Annotated in this window: 14 protein-coding genes; 8 read left to right on the forward strand and 6 right to left on the reverse strand. The window is 67.3% G+C overall.

Annotated elements, in window-relative coordinates; translation table 11 throughout:
- Positions 1-1,734 carry a glycoside hydrolase family 28 protein gene (locus Pla175_RS10665; RefSeq protein WP_145284054.1) on the reverse strand — a complete coding sequence of 578 codons (1,734 nt, stop codon included), beginning with the start codon at positions 1,732-1,734 and terminating at the stop codon, positions 1-3.
- Between the two features lie 86 nt (positions 1,735-1,820).
- The gene (locus Pla175_RS10670; RefSeq protein WP_145284057.1) at positions 1,821-3,689 is read right to left on the reverse strand and encodes a DUF5060 domain-containing protein; all 1,869 of its coding nucleotides are present in this window, start codon (positions 3,687-3,689) and stop codon (positions 1,821-1,823) included.
- A gap of 377 nt (positions 3,690-4,066) precedes the next feature.
- Between Pla175_RS10670 and Pla175_RS10675 the strand changes: the two genes are divergently transcribed.
- The 6 genes from Pla175_RS10675 to Pla175_RS10700 all read left to right on the forward strand — a co-directional run bounded on the left by Pla175_RS10675 (position 4,067) and on the right by Pla175_RS10700 (position 10,885).
- The gene (locus Pla175_RS10675) at positions 4,067-4,903 is read left to right on the forward strand and encodes a PEP-CTERM sorting domain-containing protein (RefSeq protein ID WP_145284060.1); all 837 of its coding nucleotides are present in this window, start codon (positions 4,067-4,069) and stop codon (positions 4,901-4,903) included.
- Between the two features lie 227 nt (positions 4,904-5,130).
- Positions 5,131-6,057 (forward strand): dihydrodipicolinate synthase family protein, encoded by a 927-nt coding sequence (locus tag Pla175_RS10680; RefSeq protein WP_231954330.1) that lies wholly within the window; start codon positions 5,131-5,133, stop codon positions 6,055-6,057.
- A gap of 115 nt (positions 6,058-6,172) precedes the next feature.
- Positions 6,173-7,684: an aldehyde dehydrogenase family protein gene (locus Pla175_RS10685; protein ID WP_145284066.1), complete on the forward strand. Its 1,512-nt coding sequence runs from the start codon at positions 6,173-6,175 to the stop codon at positions 7,682-7,684.
- Between the two features lie 9 nt (positions 7,685-7,693).
- A complete protein-coding gene (locus Pla175_RS10690) occupies positions 7,694-8,626 on the forward strand; it encodes a proline racemase family protein (RefSeq protein WP_145284069.1) in 933 nt (310 codons plus the stop codon).
- Positions 8,627-8,696: 70 nt separating this feature from the next.
- A complete protein-coding gene (locus Pla175_RS10695; protein WP_145284072.1) occupies positions 8,697-9,947 on the forward strand; it encodes an NAD(P)/FAD-dependent oxidoreductase in 1,251 nt (416 codons plus the stop codon).
- A 23-nt stretch (positions 9,948-9,970) separates the two neighbouring features.
- Complete coding sequence (locus Pla175_RS10700; protein WP_145284075.1) at positions 9,971-10,885, forward strand: DMT family transporter; 915 nt, start codon at positions 9,971-9,973, stop codon at positions 10,883-10,885.
- A gap of 385 nt (positions 10,886-11,270) precedes the next feature.
- Here the strand turns inward: Pla175_RS10700 and Pla175_RS27055 are convergent, their stop codons facing one another.
- From Pla175_RS27055 to Pla175_RS10715, 3 genes are all read right to left on the reverse strand, one after another.
- Positions 11,271-11,537 carry an antitoxin family protein gene (locus tag Pla175_RS27055; RefSeq protein ID WP_145284078.1) on the reverse strand — a complete coding sequence of 89 codons (267 nt, stop codon included), beginning with the start codon at positions 11,535-11,537 and terminating at the stop codon, positions 11,271-11,273.
- A 109-nt stretch (positions 11,538-11,646) separates the two neighbouring features.
- Positions 11,647-12,753, reverse strand: a complete 1,107-nt coding sequence (locus Pla175_RS10710; RefSeq protein ID WP_145284081.1) for a serine/threonine-protein kinase — start codon at positions 12,751-12,753, stop codon at positions 11,647-11,649.
- Between the two features lie 220 nt (positions 12,754-12,973).
- On the reverse strand, positions 12,974-13,969 hold the full coding sequence (locus Pla175_RS10715) for a D-2-hydroxyacid dehydrogenase (protein WP_145284083.1): 996 nt from the start codon (positions 13,967-13,969) through the stop codon (positions 12,974-12,976).
- A 144-nt stretch (positions 13,970-14,113) separates the two neighbouring features.
- Between Pla175_RS10715 and Pla175_RS10720 the strand changes: the two genes are divergently transcribed.
- Both Pla175_RS10720 and Pla175_RS10725 read left to right on the forward strand, forming a co-directional pair.
- On the forward strand, positions 14,114-15,055 hold the full coding sequence (locus Pla175_RS10720; protein WP_145284086.1) for a hypothetical protein: 942 nt from the start codon (positions 14,114-14,116) through the stop codon (positions 15,053-15,055).
- A gap of 77 nt (positions 15,056-15,132) precedes the next feature.
- Entirely contained in the window at positions 15,133-16,920 is a 1,788-nt protein-coding gene (locus Pla175_RS10725) for a Gfo/Idh/MocA family protein (RefSeq protein ID WP_145284089.1), read from the forward strand.
- Between the two features lie 14 nt (positions 16,921-16,934).
- Here Pla175_RS10725 and hemG read toward each other — a convergent pair whose 3' ends face one another.
- Positions 16,935-18,329, reverse strand: a complete 1,395-nt coding sequence (gene hemG / locus Pla175_RS10730) for a protoporphyrinogen oxidase (protein ID WP_197527413.1) — start codon at positions 18,327-18,329, stop codon at positions 16,935-16,937.
- Between the last annotated feature and the right edge of the window lie 108 nt (positions 18,330-18,437).

Below are 18,437 nucleotides of genomic sequence, written 5' to 3' on the forward strand. Positions count from 1 at the left end.
TTATGGTGCGATCGCCCTGGTGCTCCAGTAGAGCAGCACGCGCATGTCTGGGTTGTTCTTCAGCAGTTTCTTTGCGGTCTCTGCCGCGGCGTGCTCGGTGCTGGTAGCGCCATAGACATTCTTTGCATGCCGTTTCTCGATCGTAAAGATGGAGAAATGGTCTCGGATGAAACCGTATTGTTCGGGCGTAAAATCGTCGTTCCGGAAGGCGTGGCCGAACAGACGCACTTTGGACCAGTCGCCCGGGCCGGGGGGCGCCACGTGGTGGGCTTCGGAGACGGAAGAGATGACGTCATCCAACACGATCTTGTCGCGTTGGTCCGGCCCGCGTGTTGACAGCTCGACATTGTTGAATTGAACGTTCTTGGCGTGGCGGACATAGGCGCCCCAGGCCGGCAGTACGCCAAAGAAATACTGCTCGGGGTAGCGATGCTCGTCCTCTGGCACAACCCGTTTGGCGTCTTCTTGCGTGCCATTGCCCGGGTAGGAGATCTTGATGTTCTCCAGGACCACGTCTTCGATGTAGTGACCGGGGAGCCCCGTGATCATGATCGGGCCGGATTTTGACTTTTCCTTGTCGGTCACGCCCGCGTTGGGAGCCGCTTCGAGGTTCTTGTACGCGGCTTCGGCGGCCTTCGCCCGATCCTCTACGGCCACCTCGGCGACCACATCGCTGACTCGTATGTTCTTCAACGTGCCTACCAGGGCGCCCGCTCGTCCGTCGCCGAAGGTGCTGCCTCGATTGCCCAATCGCATGAAAAGGGGATTGCCAACATTCTTCATTACGATCCGAGAGATATCGACGTTCTCCAGGCGTCCGCCGTCCACCGACTGCAGCTTGATGGCGCCCATGGGGCAGTTGAAGAAATAGCAGTTGGTGACGCTGACATCGATGAATCCGCCCCGGGATGACGTGCCGAACTTTAATGCAGCCGTGTTGCTGGACACCTTGCACCGACGCACCACAATGTTGCGGCACGGATTCTTCGAGCTCTTCAGGCAGATCGCGTCGTCACCGGAATCGATGTCACAGTTCTCGATCAGAACGCGCTGGCAACCGTCCAGATCGATCCCGTCGTTGTTGTAGTTGTTGTTGCGGAACCGGATTGTCACCGCATCGAAGCGGACGTTCTTGCAGTCGATGAGGTGCAATCCCCAAAAGGCGGGACGCTTCCAAGTGAGTCCAGAAAAAGTAAGCCCGTCGCAGTTGACCATCCGCAGCAGACGGGGGCGAAGGCCCCCGTTCTTGCCGCCCGATCGGAGTCTGGGGAAGTGTTCTGGGGTCCCTCTTCCATCGATCACGCCGAGCCCTTCGATGGCGATATTGGTTGCGCCGTTGGCGTAGATCAAGCAATGCGGCCCACCCTCCCTCGGGTCGTCGATGCCGTCGGTTGGATAGTCGGCCTTGTCGGTGCTGCCCAGCAAGCTGGCCCCGAAGTCGAGTGAGAGCGTGACGTTGCTCTTCAACACGATCGTGCCAATCTGAAAATCGCCGGCGGGCACGCGGACGTCCCCTCCGCCGGCGTCGTGGCAGGCGTCGATGGCGCGTTGGATCGCGGCGGTCTCCGATGCAACTCCGTCACCGATCGCGCCGAATTGCTTGACGTTGACGGCTTTGGTGGATGGCTCTGCGCCAACATCGGCGGCCGCGCTGGTGCGACCGGACGCGAGCAACGTAGCGACCGCAAGCAGCGCGGCTGCCGAGTTCCGCGTTGCTGGTGTCTGTCTAATCATCGGCGTTCCTTCTGCGGGGCAGCGACCGAGCAGGGAGCGGTCCGGCAGCGTCGCTGGTCTGGACCGGTTGGATGTTCAGCATCCCCCTACTGCTTACGCACGATGCAGCACCAGTCCTGGTCCGCGGTGTCGGGCGCCTCGCCCAGGTCTGCTTCCTTGCCTCCGGAGACGGCAGCGACGCTGCCGGTGGCCCAGGGGCCGCCGCTTCGGGGGTTGAGCCATTTTACCTCGAACTCGCCTTGGGCGTCGGTCAGGTCGAGGCGGAAGCCCCTCCCCTTCTTCTGGTCGTAGATGGCGTACACCTCGCCGGGCTGCGCCAGGCAGAAGCCGTTGGGCATGCCCTTGAGCAGGTCGTTGTGAGGCGCCATCGCGTTGAGCGGCAGCTTGATCAACTCATTGACGGCGATGCCGATCTGCTTGGGCATCTGCTTGGTGATGCGGTAGTCGTCTACCTCCTGGTCGTAGTTGTGCGACTCGGGCTTCTTGAGGTACCACTCGTAACCGCCGCCGCCGCTGAGGTACCAGGGCCACATCTTCTCGACGCGTCCCTTGTCGTAGTCGGTCATCGTGCCGTGGATCTCGTCGCCCGAGATCACCAGCGGCGCCCCCGCGTCGGCCGATTTTTCACGCCACTTTTTCACGAACTGGTAGATCTTTTGGTTGCCCAGGCCCGACTGCACGGCCGTCATGTCGATGTTCCGGTCGCCGACCAGCCCCGACCAGAGCGCTTCGAGCTTGGGGCCGCGGTTGTGCGAGGAGATCGGGTGGTCGTACGCGTCAAGCATCTTCAGCCAGGCCGCCTGCTCCTTGACTTGGGGGATCGTGAAGTCGTGTTCCTCGCCGATGTCGAGCTGGAACGCCACGTGGTGGCCGAAGCGGGCCAGCATCTGCCGGAAGAAGAGCTTGCGGATGCGGCCGAGCGGCTTCCCCTCGCTGTTGTAGTACATGTCGTTCGACGCTTCGCACAGCAGCAGGTGCATGAAGATGCCGACGCTCTCGGCGTGGGTGAACACTGTTTCCCACTGGTCGAGCTTGCTGACGTCGTAGTGCTCTTTGTCTGCGTGGGCGACGGTGGGGTAGGTGTCGTCGCCGTCGTCCTGGACGCTCATCGTCATGATGTACAGGCTGGTCACGCCGTTCTGCCGGCCCAAGAAGTTGAGCATGCCGATGAAGTTGCGGCCGGCGTTCTTGCGGGTGCCCTCCGGGCCGTCGTTGCGGTCCCAGTCGGGGTCGCCCGGCTCCCAGTCGCGGGTGTGGCCGGCGTAGCGGTGCAGGTACTTTTCTTCTTGCGGGATGTCTTCATACACCGGCCCGCGCTTGTTCTCGGAGGTGGTGTTATCGAACCCGAAGTAGCCCAGCATGTTCTCGGGGACGCCCGGGCCCCCCTTCAGGAACGGCTTGCCGCTGGCGAACGTGAGGAAGTGCTCGCCGCGGTTGAGGATCAGGCCCTTGTCGGGGCTGCGGATGTCGCGCCCCGACTTGTTCGACTCTGCCACCGTGAACGTGCCGGACTGCCCGTCGATCGGCTTGCGGGGCTGTCCCGCCTTGGGGTCCTTGGCGATGGCGACGTCACGCCCCTCACGGAACGACGCCTGCCAGGTCCAGTCCCCCACCTCGTTGGGGCAGAAGTTGGCCCGCCACTTGTCGCCGCTGGAGGCGCCTGTGCGGCCGGCGTTGCCGTCCGCGGCGAAAAAGCCCGGCACGGTGAACTCCTTGCCGCTGGGGCCGCGGAGCGTCACGTCGAGGCGGTAGTTGAAGCAGGGGTTGCTGGGGTCGGTCTCACTGGCGGTGGGGCCGTCGAACGTCAGCGACACACGGTGCCAACGCATCAGCGTGTCGGGGCTGTCGTCGCTGCCGCGGACCTCAACGGCGCGGGCCGGGCCGACCGCGATGAGCAGCGCCGTCGCTGCGAACAGGTGAATCAGGCAAAACGGGACGCGCGGGAGACTGGCCATGGATGCGTAGCTCGTGGGAAGAGGGGACGAACGAATCAAGAAGGACGGCTAGCGGCCGCCAGTAGCGGACACCGGTATCGGATACCAGTTGCCTGGGATTGTGGCCGCCTAATGGCTTAGCGCTCGGCGCCCGCGGAGCCGAGTGGTTGGAAGGCGATGAGGTGCAGGAGAACGGCTGTCTCAACGAGATGCCCATTTCGGCGATATTCTGGCGATCTCGGCAGGCCGACGCAACTAGTTGACGCCAGGTGAAAGAAAGCGAGGCCCCGCGGTCGAGGCGGCGGGGCGCCCCACTGACCGCGACGGGGCGAAAAAATTCTTGCCCTGCCTTGCGGTTTTTCGTTGACGCTGCGGATTGTCGCGATTATACAATCAGAATGCGGGTTGCGCACCGCATCGACAGGGCACGCCATGGTTCCAGTGGCGTGCGCGGCTCATCTCGCCTTCTTTTCTACAACTTGGGGAGTGCAATGATCAGAAAACGACTTCTATTTAGCGCCATCGGCTTGGGGCTGCTCGGTTCTGTCGCTTCGGCGGACAGCGTGACCGGTTTCAACGCGGTCACCTACGACAATAGTGATCCTGCAAATATCTTCCTGACCGGACTTACCTACAACTCGGTTACCTACAACTCAAGCCAGTTTGTCTACGGCAAGACCGATCGCTACTACAACCTAACGGCGGGCGGCACGGCCCTCTGGGCGCCGGAAGGGAGCGCGTTTCCTGCTGACGGAACCGCGGTAGGGGGAACGAGCAATCCGAAAGCGTTCGACTTGGGTTCGGAAGCGGACAACAACCTCTGGCTCATCGATCCTGCTGTTCCTGTCGGCGCCGGTTCTGGAACCCCGGACATGGCGTCGCTCGACGGCCTTCCCTACTTGAAAACACTTTTTGCGTCTCCGGTCACCGATATCTTTTTGTTTGAGCGGGGCGGTGGCGACCCGGGTACGGCTACGCCCATCCTGTCGGCCGATGGCCTTACTTTGGGGACGCCTTTGCAGCTCGCCTATTCAGCGGTTGCAGGAGGAAATATACTCAGCGGTCAAGGTGTCCAGGGTTTCGTCTACCACGCCGATAGCCCAATCTGGGGCTTCCAGATTGATGCGTCTGGACTTGACGCGCTGACGATCCTAACGCCGGTCGGGGTGCCCGAGCCCAGCTCGTTGGTCCTGCTGGGGCTGGCGGGGGCGTTGTTGTTCCGCTTCAAGAAGTAACTGCTGCACGCAAACTACGTATCTTACGAGCCGGGGGCCCGCGGGGCCCTCGGCTTTTTTCGTTCGCCTTTCTTGCCGCCCCACGCCCGCCGAGGCCGTAGTGCTTGGGGCCGGATTGTGGCAATATGGTGGCCCTGGCCAGACCGATCGTGACTGCTAGGCGATGCCTGCCCCCTGTCCCCACCGCGACCCCGTCATCACACGACCCTGCCCGCCCGGAGAGAACCGTGAACAAGCCTCAATGGACCGGCGTCCTCCCGGCCGCTACGACACAGTTTAACGACGACGAGTCGTTGAACATCGACGCCACGCTCAGGCACCTCGACGCGATGCTCGACGCCGGCGTGCACGGCATGATCATGCTGGGGACGGTGGGCGAGAACTGCTCGCTCGACCCGCAAGAAAAGATCGACGTGCTCAAGGCGACGGTCGAGCACGTCGGGGGCCGTGTGCCGGTCCTCTCCGGCGTGGCGGAGTACACGACCAAGATGGCCTGCCGCACCGCCCAAGCGGCGCAGGACGCCGGCGTCGACGGGCTGATGGTGCTGCCGGCGATGGTCTACCGCAGCGATGCGCGGGAGACGGTCTACCACTACCGCACCGTGGCCTCGGCGACCGACCTGCCGATCATGTGCTACAACAACCCGATCAGCTACCGGGTCGATATCTCGCCCGAGACGTTCGCCGAGCTGGCCGACGAGCCGAAGCTGGTAGCGATCAAGGAGTCGTCCGAAGACGTCCGCCGGATCACCGACCTCAAGAACGTGGTGGGCGACCGCTACACGCTGCTGTGCGGTGTAGACGACCTGGTGCTCGAAAGCCTGTTGCTGGGCGCCGAGGGATGGGTCTCGGGGCTGGTGAACGCGTTCCCCGCCGAGAACCGGCTGATCTGGGACCTGGCGATGGCGGGCCGGTACCAAGAGGCGGTGGAGGTGTACCGCTGGTACACGCCGCTGCTGCACCTGGACACCCACCCGAAGCTGGTGCAATACATCAAGCTCGCCGTGGCCGAGTGCGGCTACGGGACCGAGAAGCTGCGGGCGCCCCGGCTGCCGATCGTGGGGGAGGAACGCGAGCGGGTGCTGGGGATCATCCGTCGGGCGATCGCCACCCGCCCCAACGCCCAGACGTACGCCGGAGCGCTGGCGAGCTAGTAGCCAAGGCGAGCCGGGGGCGTCGGCCCCCGGAGTTGGCGGCGTTGTCCGCTACGCAACCCGGGGGCTGACGCCCCCGGCTCGCCAATTGTTTTGAGAGCAAGGGGACTTGGTGATGACGCCCGTTTTGATTGCCGGTGAGTGGGTTTCTGCTAACGCAAAACGCGGCTTCCGCGCGCACGACCCGAAGACTTCTGAGCCGATCGGCGACGAGTTTCCGGTCAGCGATTGGTCCGACTGCGACGCGGCGCTCAGCGCCGCGGTGGGGGCCGCCGAAGCGCTCGAAGCCTGTTCCGGCGATCAGATCGCGTCGTTCCTTGACGCCTACGCCGGGGGGTTAGCCGGCAATGCCGAGGCGATCTGCCGCCAGGCCGAAGAGGAGACCGCCCTCCCCTACCAGCCGCGGCTGGCCGACGTCGAGATGCCCCGCACGGTCAACCAACTACGATTGGCCGCCGAGGCCGCGCGCGTAGGGGCGTGGCGGGCGCCGGTGGTCGACGCCGCGGCCAACATCCGTTCTTGCTACGGGCCGCTGGGGCCGGTGTTTGTGCTGGGGCCGAACAACTTCCCGCTGGCGTTCAACGCCGTCTCGGGGGGAGACTTCGCCGCCGCGATCGCGACCGGCAACCCCGTGATCGCCAAGGCGCACCCGGCCCACCCAGCGACCACCAGGCTGCTGGCCCAGGCCGCCCAGGCAGCCGCTGCCGAGGCAGGGCTCCCCGCGGCGAGCGTGCAACTGCTGTACGGCGTCGAGAACGAGCACGGCCTGCGGATGGCGGCCGACCCCCGGCTGGCGGCGGTAGCCTTCACCGGCAGCCGGCCGGCAGGCCTGGCGCTAAAGGCCGCGGCGGACGCGGTCGGCAAGCCGATCTACCTCGAGATGTCGAGCGTCAACCCTGTCTTCTTCCTGCCCGGCGCAGTGGCCGAGCGACGAGACGCCCTCATCGAAGAGCTCGCCGGGAGCTGCCTGATGGCCGCCGGGCAGTTCTGCACCTGCCCCAACCTGTTTGTGCTGCACGCCGGCGACGACGCCGAGGCGGTGCTGCAAGGCGTGCAGGACCGGTTCCAGCAGCGCCCCGCCGGCGCGTTGTTTGCCGAAGCCGTCGTGCGCGGTCTGGCCAGTTCGATCGCGTCGCTCAAGGCCGCGGGCGCCGAGGTAGCCTGCGGCGGCGCAGAGGCCGGGGACGCCGGGTTCCGGTTCCAGAACACGCTGTTGAAGACCACGGGCGACGCGTTTCTCGCCAATCCAGCCGCGCTGCAGACCGAGGCGTTCGGGCCCGTGTCGTTGGCGGTGGTGGTGCGCGACGGGGAACAAGCCGTCCAGGTCGCCCGCCACATCGAGGGGAGCCTGACCGGATCGATCTATTCGTCGACCCAGGGAGACGACGACGCCCTGGCGTTGCGGCTGCAACAGACGCTGCGTCGCCGCGTCGGCCGGCTGATCAACGACAAGATGCCCACCGGCGTGGCGGTATCTCCCGCCATGAATCACGGCGGCCCGTTCCCTGCTACCGGCAACCCCGGGTTCACGGCCGTGGGCATCCCGGCCTCGCTGCGGCGTTTCGCCAAACTCGACTGCTACGACAACGTGCGGCCGGCCCGCCTCCCAGCGTGCCTGGCAGACTAGGGCCGCAGCATGATCCGAGTGATCGATTCGCACACCGAGGGGGAGCCGACGCGGGTTGTCGTCGAGGGGCTGCCGAGCTTGGCGCCGCCGGGCAGCGCCATGTCAGCGCACCGCGACGAGCTGCGCAGCCAGATCGACTGGCTCAGAACGGCGCTGACCCACGAGCCCCGCGGCGCCGCGTGGATGGTGGGCGCCGTGCTGCTGCCGCCGGCCGACCCCACGAGCGCCGCTGGCGTGGTGTTCTTCAACAACACCGGCTACCTGGGCATGTGCGGCCACGGGATGATCGGCGTGGTGCGTACGCTGGCCTACCTGGGGCGGATCGGGCCCGGCGAGCACCGCATCGAGACCCCCGCCGGCGCCGTCGGCGCCACGCTGCACCCGGACGGGGCGGTTTCGGTCGAGAACGTGCCGAGCTACCGCCGGCAGCAAGGGGTTGTCGTGCGGCTCGAGGGGGGAGAGGCCGTCACCGGCGACGTGGCCTACGGCGGCAACTGGTTCTTCTTGACGCACGCCGACGGGCTCGACGGGGGCCCCACCGCGGCGCTGCACGCCCGCGCGTCGGCCATCAAACACGCCCTCGTGCAGCAGGGGGTGACGGGCGACCGGGGCGCCGAGATCGATCACATCGAGCTGGTCGGCCCGCCCAGCGATCCGTCCACCGCCGACGCCCGCAGCTACGTCCTCTGCCCCGGGGGCGAATACGACCGCTCGCCGTGCGGCACCGGAACCAGCGCCAAGCTGGCCTGCTTGGCGGCCGACGGGCTGCTCGCGCCGGGCGACCTGTGGCGGCAAGAATCGATCACCGGCGGGCTGTTCACCGGCGTCTATCGGTTGGCCGATGGGGGGGTCGTCCCTACCATCACCGGCCGGGCGTACGTGACCGGCGAGCTGCTGCTGGTGGCCGAGCTGGGCGATCCGTTCCGCTACGGCATCGTGTAGATCGGGCCCTGGCGTCAGAGCCGCAGCGGGCGCAGCCTGCCCTACTCCATTCCCTACCCAACCCACCTGCATGAGCGAGCGTTCGGCCATTGTTATCGGCGGTGGGCTGATCGGCTGCTGCAGCGCCTACTACTTAGCCAAGCTTGGCTGGCGGGTGCGGCTGCTGGAGCGCCAGCGCATCGGCGCCGGCGCCTCGCACGGCAACTGCGGCTTCGTCTGCCCCAGCCACGTGATGCCGCTCGCGGCGCCCGGCGCGGTGACGGCGACCCTCCGCACGATGCTGGGCCGCGACTCGCCCATCGCCCTGCGGCTGCCGCCCAGCAGGTCGCTGGTGGCGTGGCTGACGCGGTTCGCCGGCCAGTGCAACGAGGGGGCGATGGCCCGCTCGGCCGCCGGCCGGCACGCGTTGCTGGCCGCCTCGGCGCCGCTGTACCGCCAGATGTTGGAGGAAGAACGGATCGACTGCCAGTGGCAGGACGACGGGCTGCTGGTCGTCTACAGCTCGCCGCAGAAGTTTGAGGCCTTCGGGCCGATGGCCGCGTTGCTGGCAGAGAAGTACGGGGTCGAGTCGGCCCCCTACCCCGGCGACAACGTCAAGGTGCTGGAGCCGGCGCTCCGGGCGGGCCTGGCCGGGGGCTGGCACTTCCGCGGCGACTCGCATGTCAGGCCCGACCGCCTGCTGGCGGGGCTGAAGGGCGCCCTGGCGCGGCTGGAGGTCGACGTGTCCGAAGGCGTCGCGGTCCAGCAGATGGTCGTTGCGGGAGGGAGGCTCCAGCGGCTAGAAACCTCGCAGGGGCCGCTGACGGCCGACGCCTGCGTGCTGGCCACCGGCGCCGAGGCGCCGGCGTTCGCCCGGCCGCTGGGGTGCCGGATGCCCATCCAGCCCGGCAAGGGCTACTCGCTGACGATGCCCACCCCCGCCGGGGCGCCGCGGCTGCCGATGATCTTCGAGGAGCACCACGTCGCGGTGACCCCCTTCCGAGACGGGCTGCGTATCGGCTCGACGATGGAGTTCGCCGGCTACGACCGCGGGATCAACCAGAAGCGGCTGGCGCTGCTGCTCAAGAGCGCCCGCGAGCACCTGGCCGCGCCGCCGCCGGACCAGTTCGACGAGGTGTGGTCGGGCTGGCGGCCGATGGTGTACGACGGGCTCCCCTGCATCGACCGAGCGCCCCGGGCCGCCAACGTGGTGGTCGCCGCGGGCAACGGCATGATCGGGTTGGCCAGCGCGCCGGCCACCGGTAAGCTGGCGGCCGAGATCGTCGCGGGCCTTGCCCCCCATGTGCCCGCGGCGCCCTACCGCCTCGCCCGATTCGCCTAACCGCCCGCTCTGCGGCTACCCCCTTGCTCAACAACCACTCGCTGGGGATCGGCGCCGGCCTCGGCGCCGCGCTGCTGTGGGCGCTGTCGGCCGACCTGTACCGCCTGCTGGGCGAGCGGATCAGCCCGATGGCGCTCAACCTCTACAAAGGGGTGTACGCGTCGGCGGCGTTGGTGCTGGCCATCCTGGCCACGGGGCAGATCGCCGAGGCCCCCCCGCTTTGGCCGATGGCCATGCTGGCGCTCAGCGGGCTGGTCGGCATCGGCGTGGGCGACACCGCGTTCTTCGCGGCGCTCAACGCCCTGGGGCCGAGGCGGACCGTGCTGATCGCCGAGGCGTCGGCGCCGGCGTTCACGATCAGCATCGCTTGGCTGTGGCTCGGCGAGGGGCTGGGGCCCGGCGTGCTGGTCGGCATCGGCGCCATCACCCTGGGGGTGACGCTGGTGACGACCGAACGCCCCCCCTCCCACGAGCCCCACCCGCACGCGATGCGCGGCATCGCCTACGCCCTGGTCGCCGCGGCGTGCCAGGGGATCGGAGCGGTGCTCACACGCGGCGCGTTCGAGCTGGCGGACCAAAGCGACCAGCAGATCAGCGTCCTCTGGAGCACGCTCATCCGGCTCGCGGCGGGCGCCGTCGGGCTGCTGGCGGTCATGCCGCTCTGCGGGCAGCAGTACTTGCCCCGGGCGGTTCGCAACGCCGCCACGTGGCGGCGGATCTTGCTCGCCGCGTCCATCGGCACGCTCGGCGGGCTCACCCTGCAGCAGGTTTCGTTCAAGAACACTTTCGCCGGCCCGGCCCAAACGGTGATGGCCATGACCGCGGTGTTCGTGCTGCTGATCGCGGTGGCCCGGGGAGAACATGTGGGCCTGCGCGGCTGGCTGGGGACCGTCATCGCGGTAGCCGGCGTAGCGCTGCTGTTCAGCGATCTCAAGTAGGGCAAACGGCCCGCCGAGGTGCGGGATGGCCGCAGCTATGAGGCATGAGCGACGAAAGTCGCGGAACAGCATTCTTAGCAAGAGAGCCGTCCAGCAGCCCAGGTCCGGCAATCTGGATCTGGGCGAGCGGGGCTCGCTCAACGGCGATGAGCGTGAAGCCGAGCGACTTCCGGCCCGCCTCTGCCGGCCAGGTCCTCGCAACGCTTCTTAGGACTCCCAGTCCTCCCACTCGAGTTGCTCCACGCGGCGGCGCCGAAAGACAATTCGGCCTTCACGATTGAGCAGACCCGGATCTGGGATGGATCGACCGCGGCCAACCTATCGCGGAGCTTCGGCGCCCGCCCGTTGAGGAACCGGATACAGGCGTTCGTGTCCAGCAGCCACGTCATTGAATCGGTTCACGCGGCTCGAAGGCGGCTTGGTCAGGCCGCTCAAGGCCCAGCCCCGCACACGATCCGTACGCTTGCCGGACAAACTCGGACCACGCCGCCGCCCCGGCTGATAAGTCGTCGTCACTTGGTCTCGGCGAGCGATCTACCCGCGCTGTCTGTTGCGGCACGCTCACATCAACACGCGTCCCCTCGACCAGGTCGACCGGTCCCAGGGGGCGGAAGACGCCCCGATCGAAGATTGCAGGGATGGGTTGGCTCATACGAAAAGTATACGAAGTGGCCCAAGCCAGCGTCCATGCGGCAGAGCGGAATCGTCACCGCGATCGGGGGCGCAGCAGACGGCGCATGCCGTACGCCGGGAGCAGCGCCTCAATCCAGCTCTTCAATCCACACCCGCAGCTCGTTCTCGTACTCGCTCGCCAGGTCGCCGCGGACCAGGGTCCGCAGGAACTCGCCCAGCCCCTCGCTGCCGGTGTCGGCCTGCTCGGCGCTGGCGAAGCGGAGCATCGGGTCCGGATTCGTCAGCTTGCGGAGGATGTTCACCAGCAGGTCGCTGTGGGCGATGTCTGGCGGCAGGATGCTGGTGAGGCGCTGCGGCAGCGTCCGCTTAGCCTCGAGCAGCTTGGCGTAGTCGTTGATGCCGGCGAACAGCGGCCGGCCGCTGAGCACCTCGATCAGCACGTAGCCCAGGCTCGCCAAGTCCGAGCGGGGAGTGAACTCTTCCCGCTCCAGCATCTCCGGCGCCGCGTACTGGGGCGTACATGTCCGCTGACGCGGCGGGTCGTTCAGGTCGATCGCCGAGCCGATGTCGATCAGCTTCGCGTTGCCCGTACGCTTGATCATGATGTTCGACGGCTTGATGTCGCCGTGAACAATCTCTTCGCGGTGCAACGCGGCCAGCCCCGCCAGGCACTCGCGCATGATGGCGATCGCCATGCCGGGCTTGAGCCGGGGGCGGACCGCCCCCTGGGTGACGATGACGTTGTTGATGTACTCCCAACGCTTCTTGCTGACGCGCTCCCGGGCCCGCTCCAGCATCGAGGCGGTGAGCAGGATGTCGAGGTCGTAGCCGTCTACCCACTCCATCTCGAGGATGCGGATGCGGTCGCGCTCGATAAAGTTGTTCACGTCCAGCAGGTTGTCGTGCTGGATCTGAGCGACCCGCGAGCCGATCGCCGCCATCCGGCCCATGGCCTCGACGTACGACCGCTCGTCGGTGTACCGCTCGGGCGAGAAGAACTTCAGCGCCACCGGCAGGGTAAAGTTGTCGGTGCCGCGGCGTTCGCTCAGGTACACCACTCCCTGCCCACCGGTGCCCAGCAGCCGCTTCAGGCGCAGGTGTTGCGTCCAGCCCATCTTCTGGCTGTGGATCAGCCGGTCGTACTTGTCGTAAAGGTCGTCGGGGCAGCGTTGCGGGGGCTCAGCGTCTGAACGAAAGGTCAGCGTCCTGGTCTGATGAATTACGGTAGTTGACATCCACGTCAATCTCCGGAGCCTGTCGGCGGGGCGGTGCGGATTATGAAAAAGATGAAAGCCGCGCAGCCCGTACGGCTCCATTCTAGGCACGCTCCGCAGAATTGGGCATCCCAGGTTCGGCTCGGATACCCGCGAATCATCGGTAAAAGAGGTAGGTCTGCGACGGTGGGAGGGAGCGGTGGCTTGCGTAGGATGCGCGGGCCGTGCGCCCGCAGGTGCGCTACTTTGCCCCGCCCCTGCCCTCCAGTCGCCACAGCGAATCGGCGGGTTCTGGGAACCCCAGGCGGTTGTCGACCTGGTTCACCAGCCGCTCCCCGCGGCGGAATCGCCGTAGATTCTCGCAGAATAGGTCGGTCATGTCGTCGATCCGCGACGCCCGCTGGCCACCCACGTGGGGGGTGATAAGCATGTTCTCCAGCCCCCACAGTGGGCTGGTCTCTGGGAGGGGCTCTACCTCGGTCACGTCGACCGCGGCGCCCCGCAGGTGACCGCCAAGCGCCTGCGCCAGGTCTTCTTCCACCACCAGCGGTCCGCGGGCCACGTTCACCAAGAACGACCCCTCGGGCATCAACGCCAGCCGGCGTGCGTTCATCAGCCCGCGGGTCTGATCGGTGAGGGGCGCGGCGAGGATCAGCACGTCGACCCGCGGCAGCAGCGAGTCGATCCCCTCGGGGGGGAGCAGCTCCGCCACCGAGGCCGGCTTTTCCTCGGGGAACCAGTCGGTCGCCAAGATGCGGGCCTCGAACGCGCTCAGCACGTCGGCCAGCAGCCGGCCGTTCCCCCCCAGGCCGATCAGCCCCACGGTGGCGCCAAACAGGTCGCGGGTGGGGCGTCGGGTGAAGTCGCGGCGCTCTTGGGCGCGGAAGAACGTGGGGAGGTCGCGGAGGATCCCCAGCGTGAGCGCCAGGGTGTGGTCCGCCACTTGCTTGGCGAGCACGCCCGAGGCGCTGGAGACCAAGATGTCGGAGGCCACGACCGAGGGGACCAGGCAGTGGTCCATCCCGGCCGCCGAGGACTGGATCCAGCGGAGCCGGCCGCGGGAAACCACGTCGTCCCACGGCACCGGCACCTTGGCGTGCCCGCAGTAGATATCGGCGTCGAGCAGCGCCTCGGCGACCCCCTGCTGGCCGGCGTCGACCACCTCGGCGTCGCCGGCGGCGGCCTGGATTTTTTGCAGGTGCTGGGGCTGTACCGGGTAGCAGAGGACGATTCGCATCTTGTTTCTGGTTTTTTAGGCTTTGCCGGGGTGCGCCACCGAGTGGTGCCGGGCGGTTGTCGCCGTTATCATGGGGAGGTTACGCTCGTCGATCGCCCCTCGGAAGGGGCGAAATCATCCCGCGATTCCCTCTGAGGCTTGGTCGTGTCTGACCGCTGTTTCCGATACCCGCTGGCCGCGGCGCTCGCGCTGCTGCTGTTGCGGCTGGCGCTGGGCGTCCATTTCTTCAACGCCGGGGTTGAGAAGCTCTCTGGCTTCTCGTCCGAGGGGTTCCTGCTGGCCGCCAAGGGGCCGATGGCGCTCACCTACCAGTCGTTCGCTGCCGGCGAACACGACTGGCGGGCGCTGCTGTCCGCGCCGAGGCAGCTCCCCGCCGACGCGGAGGCGGGTCCGGCGCACGGGGACTGGTCGCACCGGGTGAAGACCGACTGGACTCAGATGCGTGACGATTTTGTGGCGAGCGCCGAGCTGAGCGAAGAGCAGACCAAGCGGGCCGAGGAGATCGTCAAGAAGTCGTTCGGCCAGCTCGACGCCTACCTGGCCGGCGTGGAAGACGCGATCTCGGAGTACCGCTACGAATTGTGGAAACTCGCAGAGTTGAAGCAGAGCCCGGCCGCGGGCGAACTGCCGTACGTAAACGACCGTATTGCAGATGCCACGAGTTCTACCCGCAACACCCCCAGGCCGTGGGTGAACGAGGTCGCCGCGATCGAAACCCAGATGGTAAATCAGTTGCGAGTAATCGCAGCGCCGACGCCGGCGATCGACGCGGCGCTCGACCCCGCGATCCCGTTGGATTCGGTGAACACGGTCGTCACGTGGACCGTGCTCAGCGTCGGTGTGATGCTGTTCATCGGACTGGCCACACCGGTCGCGGCCCTGGTCGCGGCGCTGTTCTTGTTGTCGGTCATGGCGTCGCAGCCCCCTTGGGTCGCCGGCGCCGAGGCATCGTTCTTCTACTACCAGTTGGTCGAGGTCGCCGCGCTGTTGGCCGTGGCCGCGACCGGCGCCGGCAAGTGGGCCGGCCTGGACGGCGTGTTCCGCTCGCTGTGCAGCGGGTGCTGCCGCAAGGCCCCCGACGCGTAGCGGGCGCCCCGACGCGTCGGCCCCGCCCTACGAAACTCTCCAGACAAAACGCTTAACCCCAACGCCCGGCAACCGCCATGAACCTGACCGACGAAGAAAAGAAGATCGGCAAGGACAACTACAACAACGTGTTGGGCGCGACCCGACGCGACTTCTTGCTGACCCTCGCGGGCGCAGGCGTCGTGACCGGCGGCGGCCTGGGCGCCGCCTACTTCAACTACAAGACCAACCTGCCCGACCGGCTGCGGGTCGGCATCATCGGCACCGGGGATGAAGGGAACGTTCTGATCGGCGCCCTCAACCCCGAGGTGGTCGACGTGGTGGCCATCGCCGATATCCGCCCCTACAACGTGCACCGCGCCTTCCACGGCCACTACGGCGTCTCGGCCCGCCCCGGGCTGAACAGCGTGTACGGCTGGAAGAGCCAGGACGAGGCCGAGAAGCACGTCAAGATCTACCGAGACAACTACGAAGACCTGATCGCCGACAAAGACGTCGAGGCGGTGATCATCGCCCTGCCGCTGTGGCTGCACCACCCGGCCGCGATCAAGGCGATGCGGGCCGGCAAGCACGTGCTGACCGAGAAGCTGATGGCGTGGAACATCGCCCAGTGCAAGGAGATGGCCCGCGTCGCCGACGAGACCGGCCTGCTGCTCTCGACCGGCCACCAGCGCCACTACAGCGTGCTGTACGACAACGCCCGCGACACCGTGCACCGCGGCGTGATCGGCGACGTGCACGCCATCCAGGCCCAGTGGCACCGCGGCAACCTGCCGGGCAAAGACAGTTGGTCGCCCACCATTCCCAAGAAACCGATGGCGGAAGACGCGCTACGGGCCGGTTTGTCAGCCGCGGCAAAGCTGGGCAAACCAGCCGAGCAGGCCTACAAGGAAGAATTCATCCTGCAGTATGAATTGATGCGCTGGAAAGAAGACTTGGCGAAGAAGGTCAAGGAAAACTCGATCAAGCCGAGCGATATCGAGAAGGTCCAGGCCAAGATCGCCGAGCGCGAGAAGCAGATCGAAGACTGGCAGGTCGACGCCGCCAAGCACGGCTACACCTCGGCCAGCTCCCCCTCGGGCTACCAGCGCTCAGCGCTTGAAGAGCTCATCCGCTGGCGGCTATGGAACCGCACCGGCGGCGGCCTGATGGCGGAGCTCGGCAGCCACCAGCTCGACGCCTCGGGCATCTTTATCAGCTCCCAATTCGAGGAGCGGGACGGCGAGCATCAGAAGGTGAACCCGCTGTGCGTCTCTGGCGTGGGCGTGCGGTCGCTGTTCCCGGACGACCGCGAGGTCGACGACCACGTGCACTGCGCCTACGAGTACCCCGGCAAGGGCTACTTCGAGAACAACGACCCCGCCTCGGGCAAGGTCGCCGACGCCAACAAGAAGGTGGTCGTCAGCTACTCGTCGATCAACGGCAACGGCTTCGGCGGCTACGGCGAGACCGTGCTGGGCACCAACGGCACGCTGCTGCTGCTCAACGAGCAAGAGACGCTGCTGTACGCCGGCGCCAAGACCTCGACCAGCGTCACCGTCAATGAGAAGGACGCGCTGGTCGACTCGTACGAAACCGGCGGCGGCGTCGCCGTGGGGGTCGCACAGGAAGTCGCCAAGGCCCCCAGCCGCGGCTACCAGGAAGAGATCGAGCACTGGGCCTGGTGCATCCGCGAGGGTGAGCCGGCCACGACGCTGCACTGCTACCCGAAGGTGGCGCTGGGCGACGCGGTGATCGCGCTCACCAGCAACATCGCGATGCGGGACCAGAAGCGGATCGAGTTCAACCCGGACTGGTTCGACTGGAAGAGCGACGCCACCCCCGACGGCTCCAAGCCCCGCAAGGCGTCCGACGTGAAGGCGTAAGCCCGTCGCGTCCGCTAGCGCTGGGTGCACGCGGCTTCGGCCGCGGCTTCGCCGCTGGCGATGCAGTTCGGCACGCCGACGCCGCGGTAGGCGGCGCCGGCGAGGTAGAGCCCGGGCCACGCCGCCGCGTGTTGCAGGATGCGGTCGACACGCTCGACGTGCCCGACGTGGTACTGCGGCATGGCGCCTCCCCAGCGGGCTACTTCCACGGTCTTTGGCTCGCCCGACAGGCCGATCAATTCGCCCAACTGCTCGCGCGCGATCTGGATGAGTTCTGCGTCGGGCCGGTCCGCCATCTCGGGCTGCAACGCGCCGCCGAAGAAGACCCGCACCAGCTCGCAATCCTGGGGCGCCCTCCCCGGGAACTTGTGGCTGGCGAAGCTCGCCGCCAAGATGGGCCGCCGCTCGGCGTGCGGCACGACGAAACCGAACCCGTCCATCGGCCGGGCCGCCAGCCGGCGCTCGTAGCCGAGGCAGACGATCGTCGCCCCCGCGTACTCGATCTGGCGGAGCTCCGAGGCGAGCGAGGCGTCGAGCCCGGCGAGCATCTCCCCGGCGGCGGGCGCCGGCGCGGCGACGATGACCGCGTCGAAATCGCCGCCTTCGCTCCCCTCGATACGCCACTTGCCGGTCGAGCGGTCGCGGTGCAGAGCCCGAATGTCAGACCCCGTGAAGAGGCATCCCGCCGGCAGCCGCTGGCGTAGGCGGTCGGTGATCGCCTGCATCCCCCCCCGGGGCGCCATGAACAGGTTGTACCGTGCGCCGCTAGACTGTTGCCGCTTGCGACCGCGGGCCGCCCGCCACAGGCCGCCGTGCTCGCGTTCGTCCTGCAACAGGTGCGGCATCGTGGCGGCCATGCTGAGCCGCTCTGGGTCGGCGGTGTAGATCCCCCCGACCAGCGGCTGCACCAAGCGGGTAAACGCCTCGCTGCCGAGCCGCCTGCGGCAGAAGTCGGCCACCGACTCGTCCGAGGCGTCGCGCCTCGGCGGGACGAGCGGTTCGCACATCAGCCGCGCCTTGCCGGCGGGGCTGAGGATGCCCGTCGCAACGATCGGCCACACCGCGCCGGGCGACATGATGACGAACCCCTCCGGTATCCCCAGCAGCCGGCCGCGCCGCACCACCATGGCGCGTCGCCGCGCGGACTCGGTAGGGATGAGCTCGTCCGCCAGCCCGATGCGCTCGCACAGCGCGGTCGCGTGCGGGGTTTTGGTCAAGAAGTTGTCTGCGCTGCGTTCGATCAGGAACCCGTCGCGCGACTCGGTCTGCAGGACGCCGCCCACGCGGTCGCTGCGTTCAAACAGACGCACCTCGGCCCGCGGGCTCAGCTCGCCGACGCGGTGCGCCGCCGCCAGGCCGGTGACGCCGGCGCCGATGACTGCGATGCGTAGCGGCGGGGGCGCGGACAAGTGCGTAGCAGTGGGGAAGTGGGTTCGCGATGCCGCTCCGCTTCCTGACGGGCGCGGCTCGACTCGAGCCGCGCCCGTCAGGAAGCGGAGCGGCCCCCGCGCCAACGC

Source organism: Pirellulimonas nuda (assembly GCF_007750855.1).
Classification (GTDB): domain Bacteria; phylum Planctomycetota; class Planctomycetia; order Pirellulales; family Lacipirellulaceae; genus Pirellulimonas; species Pirellulimonas nuda.